General features: G+C 39.8%; 13 protein-coding genes. 11 read left to right on the forward strand and 2 right to left on the reverse strand.

Annotated elements, in window-relative coordinates; genetic code table 11:
- The first annotated feature begins 18 nt into the window (after positions 1 to 18).
- Positions 19 to 2679: a DNA polymerase I gene (gene polA / locus BMX34_RS07870; RefSeq protein ID WP_092572488.1), complete on the forward strand. Its 2661-nt coding sequence runs from the start codon at positions 19 to 21 to the stop codon at positions 2677 to 2679.
- Positions 2680 to 3267: 588 nt separating this feature from the next.
- Here polA and BMX34_RS07875 read toward each other — a convergent pair.
- The gene (locus BMX34_RS07875; protein ID WP_092572489.1) at positions 3268 to 4515 is read right to left on the reverse strand and encodes an NAD(P)H-dependent oxidoreductase; all 1248 of its coding nucleotides are present in this window, start codon (positions 4513 to 4515) and stop codon (positions 3268 to 3270) included.
- Between the two features lie 3 nt (positions 4516 to 4518).
- Positions 4519 to 5145 carry an NADPH-dependent FMN reductase gene (locus tag BMX34_RS07880; RefSeq protein WP_092572490.1) on the reverse strand — a complete coding sequence of 209 codons (627 nt, stop codon included), beginning with the start codon at positions 5143 to 5145 and terminating at the stop codon, positions 4519 to 4521.
- A gap of 228 nt (positions 5146 to 5373) precedes the next feature.
- Between BMX34_RS07880 and BMX34_RS07885 the strand changes: the two genes are divergently transcribed.
- The 10 genes from BMX34_RS07885 to thrS all read left to right on the forward strand — a co-directional run bounded on the left by BMX34_RS07885 (position 5374) and on the right by thrS (position 17506).
- On the forward strand, positions 5374 to 6636 hold the full coding sequence (locus BMX34_RS07885; RefSeq protein WP_234971701.1) for an Eco57I restriction-modification methylase domain-containing protein: 1263 nt from the start codon (positions 5374 to 5376) through the stop codon (positions 6634 to 6636).
- A 73-nt stretch (positions 6637 to 6709) separates the two neighbouring features.
- Entirely contained in the window at positions 6710 to 7279 is a 570-nt protein-coding gene (locus BMX34_RS09870; protein ID WP_234971702.1) for a hypothetical protein, read from the forward strand.
- Entirely contained in the window at positions 7280 to 10648 is a 3369-nt protein-coding gene (locus tag BMX34_RS07890; protein WP_092572491.1) for a DEAD/DEAH box helicase, read from the forward strand.
- Between the two features lie 74 nt (positions 10649 to 10722).
- Positions 10723 to 11559, forward strand: a complete 837-nt coding sequence (mutM, locus tag BMX34_RS07895) for a DNA-formamidopyrimidine glycosylase (RefSeq protein ID WP_092572492.1) — start codon at positions 10723 to 10725, stop codon at positions 11557 to 11559.
- Between the two features lie 9 nt (positions 11560 to 11568).
- Positions 11569 to 12156, forward strand: a complete 588-nt coding sequence (coaE, locus tag BMX34_RS07900) for a dephospho-CoA kinase (RefSeq protein ID WP_092572493.1) — start codon at positions 11569 to 11571, stop codon at positions 12154 to 12156.
- A gap of 34 nt (positions 12157 to 12190) precedes the next feature.
- Positions 12191 to 12682 (forward strand): transcriptional regulator NrdR, encoded by a 492-nt coding sequence (gene nrdR / locus BMX34_RS07905; RefSeq protein ID WP_092572494.1) that lies wholly within the window; start codon positions 12191 to 12193, stop codon positions 12680 to 12682.
- The gene (locus BMX34_RS07910; protein ID WP_092572495.1) at positions 12675 to 14114 is read left to right on the forward strand and encodes a replication initiation and membrane attachment family protein; all 1440 of its coding nucleotides are present in this window, start codon (positions 12675 to 12677) and stop codon (positions 14112 to 14114) included. Before nrdR ends, BMX34_RS07910 begins: the two co-directional genes overlap by 8 nt.
- Positions 14111 to 15040, forward strand: coding sequence for a primosomal protein DnaI (dnaI, locus tag BMX34_RS07915; protein ID WP_092572496.1), 930 nt, complete (start codon positions 14111 to 14113; stop codon positions 15038 to 15040). Before BMX34_RS07910 ends, dnaI begins: the two co-directional genes overlap by 4 nt.
- Before the next feature lie 13 nt (positions 15041 to 15053).
- Positions 15054 to 15254, forward strand: coding sequence for a hypothetical protein (locus tag BMX34_RS07920; protein ID WP_092572497.1), 201 nt, complete (start codon positions 15054 to 15056; stop codon positions 15252 to 15254).
- A 308-nt stretch (positions 15255 to 15562) separates the two neighbouring features.
- Complete coding sequence (thrS, locus tag BMX34_RS07925; RefSeq protein ID WP_092572498.1) at positions 15563 to 17506, forward strand: threonine--tRNA ligase; 1944 nt, start codon at positions 15563 to 15565, stop codon at positions 17504 to 17506.
- The last annotated feature ends 243 nt before the right edge of the window (positions 17507 to 17749 follow it).

The following is a 17749-nucleotide window of genomic DNA, read 5'->3' on the forward strand; positions in this document are numbered from 1 at the left end:
GGAAAGGAGTCTGAGAATATGCGGAAGATTCTCTTAATCGATGGATCGAGTTTGGCTTTTCGCGCCTTCTATTCGATCTTGGATTTAACCCGTTTTCGCAATCGGTCAGGTCTCCATACGAATGCTCTCTTTTCATTTAATCGGATGCTCGACCAAGTTTTGCAGCAATTTGAACCGACCCATGTATTGGTAGCTTTTGACAAGAGTGATGTGACTTTCCGAACGGAAAAATATGCCGAATATAAAGGTGGCCGGCAAAAAACACCTAGCGAATTTAAAGAACAAATGCCTTATTTTTCAGTTTTATTAGATGCTTATGGTATTGAACATTATCGTGTTCAAGGTTACGAGGCCGATGATATTATTGGTACCTTGGCGAATCAGGCTGGGCCGGATGATGAAGTCATCATTCTTTCTGGGGATAAAGACTTGCTTCAATTGGCCGGTCCTCATCGTACGGTCTATATTACGCGTAAAGGAGTCAGTGATCTCAAGGCTTATAGCGAAGAGACCATCCGTCAAGAGTATGGAATTGAACCCGAGCGGATTGTCGATTTGAAAGGTCTGATGGGGGATAGTTCTGATAATTATCCTGGAGTCACTCGCATCGGAGAGAAGACGGGTCTGAAACTCTTGAAAGAATTTGGTAGTTTAGAGAATCTTTATGATCATCTCGATCAATTGAAAGCTTCCAAGATGAAAGAAAATTTAGTCAACGACCGCGATCAAGCCTTTATGTCTAAAGATTTGGCACAAATTTTACTTGATGCTCCGATTGAAATTGCTTTGGACGACATTGTGCTGAAAGATAAGAATCTCGAAGCCCTAAGTCACTTCTATCGGCAGATGGATTTTAATTCTTTCTTAGCGGACTTAGACCCGGAGGCTATTGACCAGGGGACTGACCATGAACAGTTGGCCACCGATCTTGATCAATATGACCTGGTCTTTGTCGACAAGGTTGAGTCTGATTATTTAGTCGATCAGACCTTTATCTTCTTTGAAACCTTAGTGGAGAATTATCATCAGGCAGAAATCGTTGCTGTCGCTTGGCTCGATCCAATCAAGAAAAAGGTTTACCTAGGTCAGGCGGAGAATCTATTTGGTCAAGACCTCTTTAAATCATGGTTGGCTGATCCTAAGGTCCAGAAGACCTCATTTGATGCCAAGAAAGATGCCGTTCTTGCCAGTCACTATCAATCGGATTTACAGGGAATCGATTTTGATATTTTAATCGCTTCTTATCTATTAGATACGCATAATGCCCAACAAATCCCAGATATCTTACAAAGTTTAAATCTAGCTCAAACGGTTCAATATGATGAAGCCGTTTATGGCAAAGGCGCTAAGCAATCGATTCCTGAGCGGGAAATCCTCGCCAAGCATTTGGCCAGTAAATTATTAGCCATGGCTGAAACTCAACCTCATTTAGTCCAACAACTTAAAGATGTTGACATGTGGTCCTTGTATCAAGATATTGAACTGCCCTTGGCTCGTGTGTTGGCCAAGATGGAGATTCAAGGTATTCGGGTTGATGGCCAGATTCTTAAAGAACGGAATCAGGACTTACTGGAAAGATTAGCGGAAATGGAAGCAGAGATTTACCAATTGGCAGGCACAGAATTTAATGTCAATTCGCCAAAACAATTGGGTGAAGTCTTATTCGAAACGTTGAAACTTCCTGTAATCAAAAAGACAAAGACCGGATATTCCACAGCAGCGGATGTCTTAGAGAAATTGGTAGATGTTCATCCCATTGTGGCCAAAATTCTCGACTACCGTCAGATTGCGAAACTGCAGTCTACTTATTTAGCCGGATTGGCCGAATATATTCAAGAAGATGGTCGAATTCATACTCGTTTTGTCCAGACTTTAACCCAGACGGGTCGTTTGTCTTCAACGGATCCTAATCTGCAGAATATTCCGATTCGAATTGAGGAAGGACGACGAATTCGTCAGGCCTTTATTCCGAGTCAGCCTGGCTGGCAATTCTTTGGTGCCGATTATTCGCAGATTGAATTGCGGGTTCTAGCTCATATCAGTCAGGACGAGCATATGCAGCAAGCCTTTATTGCTGGGGAGGATATCCATGATACAACGGCTCGGCGAGTCTTTGGTTTGGATGACCAAGCTCAGGTAGACAGTAATATGCGTCGCAATGCTAAGGCAGTGAACTTCGGTATTGTCTATGGGATTAGTGATTACGGCTTGTCGCAGAATTTGAATATTAGTCGGAAACAGGCCAAGGAATTTATTGATACTTATTTTGCTAAATTCCCTGGGGTTCACCAATATATGGAAGATATTGTAGTCCAGGCGCGGGAAGAAGGTTATGTAGCGACCCTCTTTAATCGTCGACGTTATCTGCCTGATATTAAGGCTAGCAATTTTAATGTTCGTTCGTTTGCTGAGCGAACGGCGATGAATTCACCGATTCAAGGAACGGCGGCAGATATTATTAAGATTGCCATGGTACGCTTACAGAAAGCCCTAGAAGAAAAAGGCTTAGCGTCCCGTCTCTTATTGCAGATCCATGATGAGCTTATTCTAGAAGGCCCGGCTGAGGAGATGGAAATTCTATCCGATTTAGTGCCGGAGATTATGGAACATGCGGTAGATTTATCGGTACCATTAAAGGTGGATTATGATCAAGGAAACACTTGGTATGATTTGAAATAATCATTGATTATCAGTAAATGTATCAAAAAGATCTAAGTACTGGATGGGTGCTTAGGTCTTTTTTTCATTGCTATCCAAAACAAAATTAATACGAATCAAGTTACTTGCAAGAGACCGCTCTCAATATTGATACTTGCTTCGGTCATTCGCTTGGAGATTTCAAACTGTCGGGCATCTTCTTCCGCTTATTGTCGTAAGCTCCAGACTTACTTTACGACTCATTCCCTAAAAGCTGAAAGCTTCAAGGGAATGATGTGGGTAAAGTATACTGTTCCGATGGTTCAAATACATCCATGCTAGACCTGAGCTGAATACTTATAAAATTTCCATCTTTAATGTAAAAACATTAAAAATCAAAGTACTTGCAAGAGACCGTCCTTCAAAGCAATGGCTTTTCCGGGCTAGATCCACTAGACAAGTTCTAACCGACAAGTCGGTAAGATCTTGTAAGCTACGTGGATCTTCTGAAATCTTGCGAGTGACCTTGATTCGTATTTTGTCTGATTTTTTATTCTTAGTCTGTTTGGTTTTTCATTTTTGACAGCTAGGTTTAGAAAAAAGTTCGTTTTTAATTGTAGAATCTAGATTTTAGAATTTTCTTGTGGCTCCGGAGATTGCATCGGCTTGGCCCAGGTCACTATTATTCTTTTGGTTTGAGGAGCTATGCTCTTGTTGTTGGGAGGCTCCAGTGACTGCGTCTACTTGGAAATCTTTTTGTGGGCCATTTTGTTGGCTGACTAATTTTTGTTGGGTTTCAGTCAGATACCAATCGATTAATGGTTGGATATCCTGGACATATTCATTGATGCCTAAATATTTGCCGTCTGGGTCTTTAATGGCGGCATAGGTGTGCACGACAAATTTCTGTGGACCGTGGGTCGGAATATGCACGCGCACCATATCTCTTTGGCCACTTCTAAGTTGTTGGATGACCCATTTGACATTTTTATGGGTATGAGGTGGATGGCAAGAGGCGAGGGGATTTCCGACTTGTTCGATCCGACGTTTGGCCAGCATTTCTTCAGTCTCTTTATTGTGGTTGTAGTATAGGAATTGATTGTTAGCATCGGCATAGGTGATTTCAAAAGGCATCGACTTTAGCAGGGCATCTAATTGGTCGACAGTAAGTAAGCCCCGGTCCAATTCAATATAGGTCGATCCTTTTACCGCTTTAACTTGTTCGCTGGCTTGTTCCAACCAATCATCTGTATTCATGTTAACATCTGCAATCGTTGTCTCAATTTGTCCTTTGGCTTCTAAATCTTCTTCAGGCAAGCGTGGTGTTTCCTCGATATCTTTAATCAGTCTAACGAAACGGCAGAACTTCTCCAGACAAAGGGATAAGAAATCGATGGTTCCTTGGTCAGTTAGGTTACCTTGTTCGTCAAACTTTTTGTGAGCTTCACCGAGCAGAAATTCATTGCCGGGGAAGGCATAGGCGTTCATACCTGGGGCTTGTAGAATTTGTTTGACATGGAGCTGAGCTCTTGAAGTCCCTTGGTCATGGTAGGAAGCGCCAATCACATAGACCGGTTTATTGGTGAAAGGATGGACCTGATAGGATAGCCATTCCAGGGTAGCCTTTAGGGCTGGAGTCGTGGTGCGGATATGTTCAGGGGTGGCGATAATAATACCATCGGCTTGGCTAATCTTTTGATTAAGTGATTGAATGATAGGAGTATCTGTTTGATCGTTACTAGCATCAAAAAGAGGGACCTCTTTAATTTCTAAAAGTTCAAGGTCGAATAAGTGTGTATAGTGTTTAGCAATGAATTGGAGTAATTTGCGATTATACGATAAATCAGCGTTAGAACCTACAAGTCCGACTAGTTTCATAGCTTATTCTCCTTCTATATAACGAAGTTGTTCAGAATAGAAATCCGCAGCAATTTGAACGTTAGCAGCATGACTTTCCCGAAGGACCTCAGAAATTCCAATAAAGCGAATAAAATCGGCAAAATATCCTTCTAATTGTTTAAGTTTATCAGGCATGATTAACTCACCTTCATCATTAAAGGCTTGAAGGGAATGGCCTAATAAGAACTCATTGCCTGGCATAACCACGGCTCTTAGTACCGGCGCATTCAAAATGGAACGAAGATGCTGCTGGGCACGAGCAGATCCTAAAGTTCCATAGGACGCCCCCACAATCATTACTGGCTTATCGACAAAAGGATACACATTGTAAGAAAGCCAAGCGAGCGCATTAGAAAGGGCTGACGGCACCGATAAATCATACTCAGGTGTGGCAATAATCACCCCATCTGCTTGTTCAATTTTGTCTGCCATCTCTTGTGCTTGTTGAGGAATTTGACCACTGCGAGGTTTGTTAAACAAGGGGAGACCAGCTACTTCGAGAATTTCAATATCTGCTTGATCTTCAAAGTGTTTCTTCATGAATTGGATTAATGAACGGTTGGTTGACTTTTTAGCATTGTTTCCGACTAAACCAATTAAGTGAACCATAAGGCACCTCACTTTCTAGCTATAATGTAACAAAATCGGGAAAGCGCTTCAAACAAAGACCCTCTTGTTAAGCGTATTTTATTTCAAGACCTGTTCATGTGTTATAATGGAAGATATTTTATAAAAATTTGAGCTTGATGTAGGACACTTTAAATTCGAACAAACACGCTCAAAAAATAGTATTTGGTTAAATATACGGGCTAAGATATAATGATTAATTAGAAGGGTGTGAGGACGATTGATCATTCGTATATAAGTTCTGATTTGAGTGAAACAACTTTGTTGCGATCAAATCGACGAATTTTAGATAATTTATTAAGCGATCGAACGACGAATAAAAATATACGCTGGGGAACAGATAATTATTCTTATTTAGGTTCAGATTATAGTGAAGATAGAGAAATTAAGGTCGATTTAATTACTGGATGGCATGATGGTTTAATACAGCCACGAGCTGATAAAGCAAATGATGTTCAATTAGCACGGACTCGGAATCGAGCGGAAGTATTCACACCTTCATGGATCGTTGAGAAACAAGTCAATGCTGTCATGGATGAATTGTGGAATCTACCCCTTGAGAAATTCCTATCTACTCGTTGGTTAGAAATTACCTGTGGCGAAGCACCTTATATGGTTAATCGATATGATATGATTTCCGGACAAATAATTCCTTTAAAGGAGCGAGCTGGATTTATTGATGTAAAATTCAGGCGTTTAAATACTGAAATTGCGGATCAAGAACAATGGTTGAAGTTAGCGATTATTATTTATCAATCGAGTTATGGTTATGAATATCAAGGAGACTCTCTTTTATTAGCTCGAGAGAATTTACTTTTAACCTTTATGGATAATTTCTTCTATATGTTTGGATCCGTACCCTCAGAAGAAATTCTTTATCAAATTACTGAGATTATTTCTATGAATGTATTTCAAATGGATGGATTAACTTATCAAATACCATATTCAGATGATGGCAGAGAATCAGTTCAACTATCTCTTTTCGAAGAGATCGAAGAAGGAACCAAAGAACCTATGATGGCAACAATCTTTCTTTGGAAACAAGAACAAGTAGTGAATTTTATTGATTTAGTAGGAGGTTCGTCGGAAATGAAATTTGATGTAGTAGTCGGGAATCCACCGTATCAAAAAGAAGGTAGTGGAACAATGGCAAGGGATGAGCCGATGTATAATAAATTTATGGATGCATCATTCGAAATAGGAGAAAAAGTTACTTTAATAACACCTGCTCGATTTTTATTTAATGCGGGACAGACTCCTAAAGCATGGAATAATAAGATGCTCAAGGATCCTCATATTAAAGTACTATATTATGAAAGAGATAGTGCAAAAATTTTTAATGAAACTGATATAAAAGGTGGCGTAGCAATTACTTTACATGATAAATCCAAGCTTTTGGGTCCTATATTGACATTCTCCGAATTTGAGGAATTAAATCAGATTTTAAGCAAAATATATAAAAAAAGACAATAAATCATTAAATGAATTGTTATATAGTAAAAGTAGTTATAAGTTTAATGAAAAATTATATGAATCGTTTCCGATATTGAATCAGAAAATTTCTAAGAATGAAAGAAAATCAATTAGTTCAAATATCATTGATAAAGCACCCATGATATTTTCAGATGATAAATTATCTGAAAGTGATATCAGAGTTTTACTTAGAGAAAGAAATATTAGAAAACTAAAATGGGTAAATTCAGTATTTATTGGATGTCACGATAATTTATATAAATACAAAGTTATTTTACCTGCAACTAATGGGAGTGGAAAATTTGGAGAAACTCTATCGAATCCTGAGGTTTTTGGCCCCGGAATATTACATTCTCAAACTTTCATTTCTTTTGGAAGTTTTAATACATATTTTGAAGCCCAAAGTTTATTGAATTATTTGAAAACAAAATTTTTACGAGCTTTACTTGGGTCATTAAAAGTAACTCAACACAATCAAACAAAAGAAGTTTGGTCGAATATTCCCCTCCAAGACTTCACTCCGAATTCTGACATTGATTGGTCCAAGTCCGTGGCGGAGATTGATCAGCAACTTTATGCTAAATATGGTTTGAATGAGGAAGAGATTAATTTTATCGAGACCAATGTAAAGGAGATGGTGTAGTTGTCTGAAAAGGTACAACAAATTAAAACGACCGAAGTTATTAATCCTTTAATTTATGCTTACATCACTCCAGAAAATAAAACGAACGACGGCTGGGTAAAGATAGGTTACACAGAGCGCGAATCAGAGAAACGTATCAAAGAACAAACCCATACTGCGGGGGTAAAGGCGGTCGAGCTTTGGAATCATACTGCTCGTTTTGCTGATAATGATGAGAGTAAAGAGCCAGTCTATTTCAAAGATACAGATTTTCATTCTTACTTAACTCATCATAATATTGAGCGTCGTCCTTCTACTGAGTGGTTTAAATTTGCAGAAGATGCCATGGAATCTGAAAAGATGTTTATGGCATTCACCTATCGTAAGAAATATCAAGGCAGACAATCTCAAGGGACCCAATATCAGTTACGTAAAGAACAAGAAGAAGCCGTCAATAAAGCTTATGAATATTTCCAAAGCCATAAGGATGGGGAATTTCTTTGGAATGCCAAGCCACGTTTCGGTAAGACTTTATCAGCCTATGATTTAGTACGGCGAATGAAAGCAGACAGTGTCTTAATTGTGACCAATCGTCCTGCCATCGCCAATTCTTGGTACGATGATTTTGCTAAATTTATTGAATGGCAAACAGGTTACTTATTTGTCAGTGAATCTGAATCATTAAGTGATCGGCCAACTTTCTCTAGAGAAGAATTTAATGAAGAATTAGAACGACAAAACTATGATGATAACATTGGACAAATTGTTTTTTTGAGCCTTCAAGATTTGAAAGGTTCTATTTATCATGGAGGAACTTTCAGAAAATTGGAATGGGTCGGTCAAATTAATTGGGACTTATTAATTATTGATGAGGCCCATGAGGGTATCGATACACTGAGGACGGATGTCGCCTTTGATAGTATTAAACGGCAGAACACCCTTCATCTATCTGGTACGCCTTTTAAACAACTTGCTCAAGGAAAGTTTGGCGAAGATCAGGTTTATAATTGGTCTTATGTGGATGAACAGGAAGCAAAAGAGGCATGGGACAAAGATTCATTTAATCCTTATAGTAATTTACCGAAATTAAATATGTTTACTTACCAGATGTCTAATATGATTCGAGATCAAATTACAGGGGCTCAACTTGAAGAAGAGGATAATATTGATTATGCCTTTGATTTGAATGAATTCTTTGCAACCAATGAATCAGGCAACTTTATTTATGAAGCAGATGTGATTAGATGGTTGGACAGTCTCACTCAGAATGAGAAGTATCCTTTTTCTACACCTCAATTGAGGAAAGAGTTAGCACATACTTTTTGGTTCTTAGATCGGGTTGATAGCGCTAAAGCATTAAAAAAGATTTTAAATCGACATCCTGTATTTGAAAATTATGAAGTGATTATGGCAGCGGGACAAGATAATCATGAAATGTTTGATGGAGAAGTGAATAAGAAAGCCCTGGACCGAGTTCATCATACGATTAAGCACTCTGGCAAGCGCACGATTACACTGTCTGTGGGCCAATTAACTACGGGAGTCACTGTTCCAGAATGGACCGCTGTATTAATGCTTAATAATGTCAAATCAGCATCGCTTTATATGCAAGCAGCATTTCGAGCTCAGAATCCTCATTCATGGACCGCTAAAGATGCACGTGGTCAAGAAGTCATGTATCAAAAGAAGAATGCTTATATCTTTGACTTTGCTCCTGAACGTACGTTGCAACTTGTAGACGAATTTGCTAATGAATTGAATCCATCTACTTCTAGAGGATATGGCACTACAGAAGAACGTGAAGAGAACATTCGTACTTTGTTGAATTTCTTCCTTGTGATTGGTGAAGACTCTCAAGGTAGAATGGTCGAACTAGATGCCCGTCAGGTTATGACCATTCCGAAATTCATTAAAGCCAATGAAGTGGTTAAACGTGGCTTTATGAGTAATCTTCTTTTTGCCAATATCTCTCGAATCTTTCAAGCCCCTCGTGCAGTTATGAATGTTATTCAAGGGTTCGATAAGACTGAAGAAGGTAAGAAGAAAAATCAATCCTCTGTGCCAGATCCTCAAGAATTAGAGAATATCGATGTCGATGAGCAAGGGGACTTGATGATTGATGAAGGCATCGTAATCAATAAAGCTGAGAAGATTTTTGGCAAGAAACAATATGATTTCGAAACCATCGCTAAACCTGAAGTAGTTGAACAAGCTAGTAAACTTCCTGAAGACAAAACTAAGAGTTTTGCTAAAGAACTTGGAAAAAATGTCATCCAATCTTTTAAAGAAAATGGTTATATGGATAAGTTAAAGGAAGAGTTCAATTTGACTGCCAGAAAGTTGAATCAGCGTGAAAAAGAAATGGAAGATAAAGTCGTTCAAGCTGTTAATCGCTTTGATACGGAAATTAGTATTCAGAAAGCACGAGAAGAAGATAAATTTAATAAACAGATGGCAGAAGCTAAGGATGATCAAGAGAGAAAACAATTTGAAAACGACTACCAGCAACATCAGGAAACTTTTACTGCCGAATATAAAGATAACTTGATGAAGACAATTAATAAGACAGTTGCAAAATATCAGCATGATGTTGTAGAGCAATCTGAAAGAGAAATGAAAGAGAAAGAAAAACTAAGTATTGAAGAGGATATTCGTTCTCATTTACGAGGTTTTGCCCGCACTATTCCAAGTTTTATTATGGCTTATGGAGACCGCAATTTAACGCTTACTAACTTTGATACATATACACCAGCTGGGGTCTTTAAAGATGTAACCGGAATCACATTAGAAGAATTTCGCTTTTTACGTGATGGTGGGGACTACATCGACGAAGAAGACGGTCAATCCAAGTATTTCAAAGGACAATTATTTGATGAAATTGTGTTTAACCAATCCGTTCAAGAATTTTTAAATAAACGTGAAGAATTAGCAGACTATTTCGAAGATAACCAGGAAGATATTTTTGAATATATTCCTAATCAACAGACTAATCAGATATTTACTCCTAAATGGGTCGTTCAAATGATGGTTAAGCAGTTGGAAGAAGAAAATCCTGGAATCTATGATGATAGTTCGAAGACTTTTATCGATCTTTATATGAAATCTGGGCTCTACATTACTGAAATTGTCAAACGACTTTATAACAGTCATGTGATTAAAGAGGAATTCCCTAATGATCAAGATCGCTTAAAACATATTCTTGAAAATCAAGTTTATGGGTTAGCACCTACCGAAATTATTTATCGGATTGCAGTCCGTTTTATCTTTGGTAATTATGGTGATTCGATTAGTCAGAAGAATTTTAAATGCCTTGATGCTTATCCTTACGCAGAGAATGGAACCTTGGAACAAAAGTTGGATGAAGTATTTGGTTCTGAACAAGAGGAATAGCTGTCTATTTTAATGACGATTGGACATATTTTAAGAAGAATATCATTTCTAGCACTTTGGAAGGAGGTGAGTCGGTGCCGGAATTACCTGAAGTCGAGGCGGTTAAGCGAGGCTTAAATCAGTTAGTCCTGGGCAAAACTATCAAGGATATTCAAATCTATTGGCCACGGATTATTACGACAGATTTAGCGCTAGATCAGTGGGTAGCGCTTCTGCAGGGTCAACGAATTGAGGCCATGGACCGCCGGGGAAAATACATTTTATTTATTTTAAGCCAAGACACATTAGTTTCTCACTTGCGGATGGAAGGCAAGTATTTATTCTATCCAGCTAATCAGCTACCGATTAACAAAGAAAAACATACCCATGTCCGTTTTATTTTTACGGATGGCAATGAGCTACATTATCACGATGTGCGCAAGTTTGGCCGGATTCAGTTGCTGGATGGTCACGATGTCTCGCCTTATTTCCAGGCGAAGGGACTGGGGCCCGAGCCTCTAAGTAATGAATTTCAACTCGCAGACTTTAGATGGGGATTGGCCGGCTCATCGCGATCGATTAAACCCTTGCTGTTAGACCAAAGTTTGGTGGTCGGTTTAGGGAATATTTATGTCGATGAAGTCTTATTTCTAGCTCAGATCCATCCTTTGAAGCCAGCCAATCAATTAACGGAAAGTGAATCGAAAGCACTTTTTGAGGCGATTGGTCGGATTTTGGCGCAAGCAGTTGAAGCAGGGGGCTCAACCATCCGAACTTATCGGAATTCATTGGGTGAAGCTGGTAAATTTCAGCAGGATCTTAAAGTTTATGGCCAGGCAGGTCGGCCTTGCCCGCGCTGTGGAACAGAATTAGTGAAAATCCGAGTTCAACAACGAGGAACCCATTATTGTCCATCTTGTCAACATTTATAGGGGGATATTATGAATGCCATTGTTTTAACCGGAGGGATTGCATCGGGCAAATCGACAGTCACGCGTTATCTGCGTTCCAAAGGCTATCCAGTCATCGATTTGGATGTGATTGCCCATCAAGTGGTTCAGGCGGGAAGTCCAGGCTTAGCTTTGTTAGTCCAACACTTTGGTCAGAATATCTTAAGCGAAGATGGCGAATTAAATCGAGCCATGATGGGGCAAATGCTTTTTACCAATCCTAAGGTCAAGGAGAAAGTCAATCAGTTACTTCATCCTTTAATCTTCAGTCAAATGGATGAGGAGATTGAAGCCGAACGTTTGGCGGGTAGCCAGCTGGTTTTCCTCGATATTCCTTTGTTCTTTGAGTCGTCGTCAGCCTTCGATTATAACCAGGTCTGGGTGGTTTATGTCGAACCAGAGGTTCAAATTGAACGGTTAATGGCACGCAATCAATTAACTCGTCAACAGGCAATGGATCGGATCAATAGTCAGATGTCCTTAGCTGAAAAAGCCAAAAGAGCTGACCAGGTGTTAGACAATTCAAGCAGTCCAGCCGCCTTGTATGCTACAGTTGATAAATTGCTAGAAAGGCTTTAAGATAGTTATAATCGATAGAGAGGGGATGAACAAGATGGAATGTCCGAAGTGTCAATATAATAATACTAAAGTCATTGATTCGCGACCGACTGAAGATGGTAAGTCGATTCGTCGACGTCGAGAATGTACACGTTGCGGGGCGCGGTTCAATACGTATGAACGGGTCGAGTATAGTCCACTCTTAGTGATTAAGCGTGACGGAACCCGGGAAGAATTTAATCGTGAAAAGCTACTTCGAGGAATTGTTCGTTCAGCTGAGAAGCGACCTATCTCACGCGATCAGATGGATCGATTGGTTCAGAAAGTGGAGAATCAACTGCGAGAACAACTTGAAACTGAAGTAGAGAGCAAGAAGATAGGTGAGCTCGTGATGCCCTTGTTAATGGATTTGGATGAAGTGGCCTATATTCGTTTCGCCAGTGTTTACCGTGAATTCCAATCTAAAGAGATGTTCTTAAGAGAATTAGAAGCGATGGCCAAGAAGAAACATGAGGCTGATCAAGAACAGGATCATTCCGATGATTAATCCTAATCAATCTTTTAAGGTGCGCCGACAATCCCAACTCTCTTATTTGCAAATGCAATCGTTAACTCAATTATACCAGCCCATCATCGGCGGACCAGCTTTGAGTCTTTATCTCACTCTGCATTCATTACCGATTAACGATGGTCTTTGGACCCATTCTATGCTCCATGCGCAAATCCTTGAAACGCTCAATACTGGCATTAATGCGGTTGATGCGAGTCGAATTCGTTTGGAGGGCATTGGTTTGCTAAGGACTTATCAAGACACGCAATCCCATAGTCAAAGCCAGTTACAACAGATTATTTATGATTTGCAAATGCCAGTGGATGCGGCTCATTTTTTTGATCATCCTCAGTTATCTAATGCGCTATTTCAAGCGATTGGCGATCAAGAATATCGTTTAAAAGTGAAGAGTTGGCAAGTCGATAAGATGGATTCAAGTCGTTTCAAGGAGATTACGAGTTCCTTTACTCGCGTCTATAATTATCTGACCGTCGGTGAGAATACCGGTCAGGAATGGAAGCAAGAAGATCAATTCTTACGTCATCAAGACTCTGATCAGCATTTCAAATATGATGCTTTAGATTTTGATTACGGCAAATTCTTAGAATTACTGATGGCCAATCAAGTGGACCATCAAGAATTCAATCAAGTATTAAAAGATCACGTACTGACCTGTTATCAACTTTATGGTCTCAATGAGGCAACCATGGCCGAGGTAGTTTTATTAAGTCGCCACCCTATTCAGCATCATATCCAGATTGATCGGATTAAGCAGATTGCCAAACAACGACTTCCTCAAACCATTAAATCTTCGAATTCGACCAACACATCGGAATCAACGAGTCATCCCCCTAAAGACACCGACCAAGTGGCTAAAGATTATCAGCAGAAATATCCTCAGTTGAGTGCGGAAGAGATTGAATTGGTCATGTTATTCGACCAGGTTTCGAACGATGCCTTTTTGTATAATGTTAAGAAACAAAAGAAAGGCTTTGCTACCGACCGCGAATATTATTATATTAAGCAGCTAGTGGAGAAATCTGATTTGACGCCAGCCGTTTTGAATAGTTTGATTTATTATCTGTTGGTGGTTTTGAATCGAGACAACATATTAAAAGGTGAATTGGAGAATGTGGCTAATCATTGGTCTCAGATGCAAATTAAGGATCCTGGTATGGCCCTGACTTTAATTCAACGCGAAGAAAAAGTAAAACAGATCAAAGAAAAGCAGCAAATCAAACAGTCTGCACCTAGCAAGAATTTCAGACGGCGGTCACAACATCAAGAGGTGATTCCTGCCTGGATGAAGCAAAAAGGACAAGAATCTAAACAAGCGAGTCCACTTCAAGAACCCGCAGGGACTTTGGATGAGAAGACATTGCAAGAACGTATTCAGAAAATTATGGGCAAGGAGGGGCATCCATCATGAAATCGATTAAAGATTTAATGAAAGATCAACCCAGAGCATTTCAAAACCAGGAAGATTATCAGACAACCATTCAAGATTTATTAGCCTTCGAACCCATCCAGGACTTTGTGAATCAACATCAAGCAGACCTTAATCAAGCGATGATTGAACAGAGTATGACCAAGTTCAATGAATTTAAGCGCGAATGGTTAGCTTTTCAAAAGGGTCAAGGGATGGCTAATCCAGGTTTTGCGCCGGAACTATTTATTAATGGCTCTTATATCGATGTACGTTATCGGCCGACTCAGGCTTACCAGGACCGCCAAGCTCAGCGCCAACAAGCAGCCTTGTTATCCAATCGGACGATGAGTCGAGATGTTCGCCAAGCCCGCCTAGATCAGTGTTATACGCAGACACCAAGTCGCCAGCAATTGTTATTGGCGATTACTAATTTTATCGAAGACTACCGTCAAGACCCGTATCAAACACCAGGCTTATATGTTTATGGACCTTTCGGAGTAGGGAAGACCTTTATCCTCGGGGCCTTAGCAAATCGATTAATTGAAGACAATATCAGTGTGAATATGGTTCATTGGCCGACCTTTGCCATTGAAATTAAGCAATCCATTGGTAGCGACCAGACCAAACACTTAATGGATCAATTAAAAGAAGCTGATGTTCTGATGATTGATGACATTGGTGCGGAACCCAATACGCCTTGGATTCGCGATGAGGTGCTCAATGCGATACTTGAATATCGCATGAAGGAGTCGCTAGCAACTTTCTTTACTTCGAACTTCAGTATGAGTGAACTCGAACACCATCTCACTTATAGCCGTGACGGGGGTCAAGAGTCGATCAAGGCTCAACGCATTATGGAGCGGATTAGATATTTGGCCAAAGAAATCTTCCTTGAAGGCGAAAGTCTAAGAGGACGGCAAAGATAGGAAGGAGACTTGAATGAACGGATTTGAACCTGAACAGTTTCAAAGAAAGAAACGCTTGATTATTGTGGCTCAAGTGATTTTATTAATTATCCAATTGGTCACGCTTTGGGCCTATTATTTTAAAGAAAAGCAAACCATCCTTACCCCACCCTTGATTTTGGGGTTAATGATTAACGTCTATACCTTGATTAATACAATTTCCCTAGGGAAGTGATTTGAGGCTTGTTTTATCAGCTAGATAATGGTATAAAAATAGATAAGTAAACCACAAAGACAGCGAAAAAGTGTAGCTAGCCTAAGAGAGGAATGACCTGGTGCAACGTTCCCTAGCTTACTTGGCCGACCCCTTTGTGTGATTCGCTTTGAATGAGCTTAGCTCTAGTATGGGCGGACGGCTGAGATCGTTATTATCTCGTAGAGTAGAAGAGGTTATCTTCTTGAATTTGGGTGGAACCACGTTGACCACGTCCCATTAGTCTGTTGGCTAGTGGGACTTTTTTAATTGTTTAAGGAGGAATATTCATGGAAGAAATTATTTTAACGTTTCCTGATGGTAAAGAGAAAGCTTTTGCCAAGGGAACTACTATTGCTGAAGTGGCGGAATCAATTTCCAAATCATTACAGAAAGCTGCACTCGCTGGAAAATTAAATGACCAACTGATGGATTATCATCAAGCGATTAACGAATCAGGATCCATCGAAATTATTACCGATAAAAGTCCTGAAGCATTGAATTTATTACGCCATTCAAGTGCCCATTTATTGGCTCATGCTTTGACTCGTTTGTATCCTGGTGTCCATTTTGGGGTTGGGCCTTATATTGAAAATGGTTTCTATTATGATACGGATAGTCCTCAGCCTATTTCTGAAGATGATATTCCTAAGATTGAAGCCGAAATGAAGAAGATTGTCGGAGAAAATCATCCAATTGTAGGCGAAGTCGTGTCTCGAGAAGAAGCTTTGGAAATTTTCAAAGAAGATCCTTATAAGGTGGAACTGATCAATGATCTACCTGCAGATGAGGAAATTACGGTCTATCGTCAGGGTGAATTTGTCGACTTATGCCGGGGTGGCCATGTTCCTAGTACTGGCAAAATCAAAATATTCAAACTCTTATCGCTAGCGGGAGCTTATTGGCGGGGAAATTCTGACAATAAGATGATGCAACGGGTTTATGGGACTGCCTTCTTCAAACAGGCAGATTTAGATGCTTATCTCAAACAACGTGAAGAAGCGAAAGAACGTGACCATCGTAAACTAGGTAAGGAAATGGACTTATTTATGATTAGTCAAGAAGCTGGTTCTGGTTTGCCTTTCTGGTTACCAAAAGGGGCGACCATCCGGCGGATTATTGAACGTTATATCATGGATAAAGAAATTTCAATCGGCTATAACCATGTTTATACACCGATTATGGCCAAGACTGACTTGTACAAAACTTCAGGCCACTGGGATCACTATCAAGAAGATATGTTCCCACCAATGGATATGGGTGATGGTGAAATGTTAGTCTTGCGACCAATGAACTGTCCTCACCATATGCTGATTTATAAGAATGATATTCATTCTTACCGGGAACTTCCAATTCGTATCGCTGAATTGGGGATGATGCACCGTTACGAGAAATCTGGAGCTCTATCCGGTTTACAACGGGTTCGAGAAATGACCTTGAACGATGCTCATATCTTTGTCCGTCCTGATCAAATCAAAGACGAATTTAAGCGTGTATTGGAGTTGATTCGTCAAGTCTATGAAGACTTCCATATTACCGATTATCGCTTCCGTCTATCTTACCGTGATCCTAACGATACTAAGAAGTATTTCGACGATGATGAAATGTGGGAGAAAGCTCAATCCATGTTAAAAGAAGCCATGGATGAATTAGGTCTCGAATATTTCGAAGCAGAAGGGGAAGCTGCCTTCTATGGGCCTAAATTGGATGTCCAATTTAAGACAGCGATTGGTTTAGAAGAAACGATGTCGACAGTCCAATTAGACTTCTTATTACCTGAGCGCTTCGACTTAACTTATGTCGGCGAAGATGGACAAAATACTCACCGACCTGTCGTAATCCACCGTGGTGTGGTATCTACAATGGAACGCTTTGTAGCTTATCTCATTGAAGAATATAAGGGGGCTTTCCCAACCTGGTTGGCGCCGGTGCAAGCTGTCCTAATTCCGGTAAACAATGAAGCTCACGGTGAATACGTCGAAGAACTCTATAAACAATTGAAGGACCAAGGTTTCCGCGTTGAAATGGATCTGCGTAATGAGAAATTGTCTTATAAGATTCGTGATGCGCAAACTTCTAAGATTCCTTATCAAATCGTGATTGGCGATCAAGAGATTGCGGAGCAAAGTGTGAATGTGCGCCGTTACGGTTCGCAAAAATCCGAAACGATGGCTGCTACTGACTTTGAAGCTTTGTTAAAAGACAAAGTTGTCAATAAAGCAATTGAATATTAATTAATCAGTCCAATTTATCATTGTTAAGAAATAGCTGTAGATTTTTGACAAACAAAGTATAACCGAATATTTACCGGGCAAGAGATCGTCCTTCAAAGCCTTGGGCTTTTACGGACTAGCTCCACTAGAGCATTTCTAAGCGATCCTTCGCTAAGAGCTGCTAAGCTGCGTGGAACTTCTTAAAACTTGCTGGGTAAATATTCGGTCCTTTTTGGTTGTTTGAATATTTTTGCACTGCTTTAT

The sequence above is a fragment of the Ignavigranum ruoffiae genome, from assembly GCF_900110675.1.
In the GTDB taxonomy this organism is placed as follows: Bacteria; Bacillota; Bacilli; order Lactobacillales; family Aerococcaceae; genus Ignavigranum; species Ignavigranum ruoffiae.

Coding starts and splice junctions, on each gene's coding strand:
- dnaI (WP_092572496.1), top strand. CDS start 14,111: ATGAAATCGATTAAAGATTTAATGAAAGATCAACCCAGAGCATTTCAA.
- polA (WP_092572488.1), top strand. CDS start 19: ATGCGGAAGATTCTCTTAATCGATGGATCGAGTTTGGCTTTTCGCGCC.
- coaE (WP_092572493.1), top strand. CDS start 11,569: ATGAATGCCATTGTTTTAACCGGAGGGATTGCATCGGGCAAATCGACA.
- BMX34_RS07910 (WP_092572495.1), top strand. CDS start 12,675: ATGATTAATCCTAATCAATCTTTTAAGGTGCGCCGACAATCCCAACTC.
- thrS (WP_092572498.1), top strand. CDS start 15,563: ATGGAAGAAATTATTTTAACGTTTCCTGATGGTAAAGAGAAAGCTTTT.
- BMX34_RS07920 (WP_092572497.1), top strand. CDS start 15,054: ATGAACGGATTTGAACCTGAACAGTTTCAAAGAAAGAAACGCTTGATT.
- BMX34_RS07880 (WP_092572490.1), bottom strand. CDS start 5,145: ATGGTTCACTTAATTGGTTTAGTCGGAAACAATGCTAAAAAGTCAACC.
- nrdR (WP_092572494.1), top strand. CDS start 12,191: ATGGAATGTCCGAAGTGTCAATATAATAATACTAAAGTCATTGATTCG.
- BMX34_RS07875 (WP_092572489.1), bottom strand. CDS start 4,515: ATGAAACTAGTCGGACTTGTAGGTTCTAACGCTGATTTATCGTATAAT.